This is a genomic window from Frankia sp. RB5 (genome assembly GCF_059816245.1).
Map to the genome: position 1 here is coordinate 1 of NZ_JCBATA010000152.1, position 1,455 is coordinate 1,455.

The 1,455-nt window shown below is 72.0% G+C and carries 1 protein-coding gene; it reads right to left on the minus strand.

Annotation, left to right across the window (positions count from 1 at the left end):
* Window positions 1-7 precede the first annotated feature (7 nt).
* Window positions 8-1,408, minus strand: a complete 1,401-nt coding sequence (locus AC6EXY_RS33250; protein WP_101833928.1) for an IS30 family transposase — start codon at window positions 1,406-1,408, stop codon at window positions 8-10.
* Window positions 1,409-1,455: the final 47 nt, after the last annotated feature.

Genomic DNA, 1,455 nt, shown 5'->3' on the forward strand with positions numbered 1-1,455 from the left:
ACCGAACTCAACCGGTCCTCGCAACACCGGGTTGTTGACGTGAGAGTAGCTGGTTGTTCATCGCTTCGGTGGGGGTCTTCCAGTCGAGGGTCTTGCGGGGCCGGTCGTTGAGGGTCGCGGCGATGGTGGCGAGTTCGTGGCGGGTCCAGCGGGACAGGTCGGTGCCCTTGGGGAAGTACTGGCGCAGCAGCCCGTTGGTGTTCTCGTTCGTGCCGCGCTGCCAGGGGCTGTGCGGGTCGGCGAAGTAGACCCCGAGACCTGTGCTGGCGGTCAGCGCGGCGTGCCCGGCCATCTCCTTGCCGCGGTCCCAGGTCAGGGTCCGACGCAGCTGCTCGGGCAGCTCCGCGAACGCTCGTGTGATCGCGTCCCGGACAGCGTCGGCGCCGCGGCCCGCCAGCGCCGGGCCGTTCTTCACCCGCGGTTCATGGCCGTAGCCGTCCATACGGGGCAGGTGCAGCAGGACCGTGAGCCGGGTGGTGCGCTCGACCAGCGTGCCGATCGCGGACCGGTTCAACCCGATGATCAGGTCTCCTTCCCAGTGCCCTGCGACCGTCCGGTCTGTGGCCTCGACCGGGCGGGCACTGATCCGGACCTCGGGGGTGACCATGCCGTCGGGGCGCCGTCCGGCCCGCGCACGTGGCGCCCGCAGCGCGCGGCCCGTGCGCAGGCACGCGACCAGGTCACGGCGCAGCGCTCCCCGCCCCTCGATGTAAAGGGCCTGGTAGATCGCCTCATGCGAGATCCGCATCGCCGGATCGTCGGGAAAATCGACCCGCAGTCGCCGCGAGATCTGCTCCGGGCTCCACGCGCTGACCCAGCGGCGGTCCTGGCGGTGCGGCTTGTTCCGGCCGGTGAACGGCGCCGTCCACGGGCCGGGCACCACGGTGCCGTCGCTGCGGCGGACCGGCCCGGCGAGCCGGTCCTGCACGTAGCTGCGCAGCTGCTCGTTCGCCGCGAGCTTGGCAGTCTTGGGTCGGGTGGCCCGACGGTCTCGATGCCACTGCGCGAGTGTGGCCCGGTAAACCAGGGTCCCGCCGCGGGTGCCGGCGTTACGCCGTAGCTCCCGTGACACCGTCGACGCAGGCCGGCCCAAACCCCGCGCGATCCGGCGGATGCTGTCCCCGCGGGCACGACCCAGGGCGATCTCCTCCCGCTCCGCGAACGACAGGTATCGACCGGAAGGGGCGGGGAAGTCCGAAGGGGGCATCCCGCCACAGTTGCGGAACCACCGGGTCCCGACCGCCGGCGACACGCCGGCCGCGACACCGGCATCCTCGCTGCTCAGCCCACGCGCGATCGCCGCCCAGAACCGCTGCTGATGCTCCCGGCGCGCCACCGGCGGCCGCCCCGGCGAGCACATGCCCGCCCGCCCCGTGACCGTCTGCGTCCAATCCGCCGGCCGTCCCATTCCCACACCTCCGGATCGAGGTGTTGCGACGACCAGTTGAATCCGCC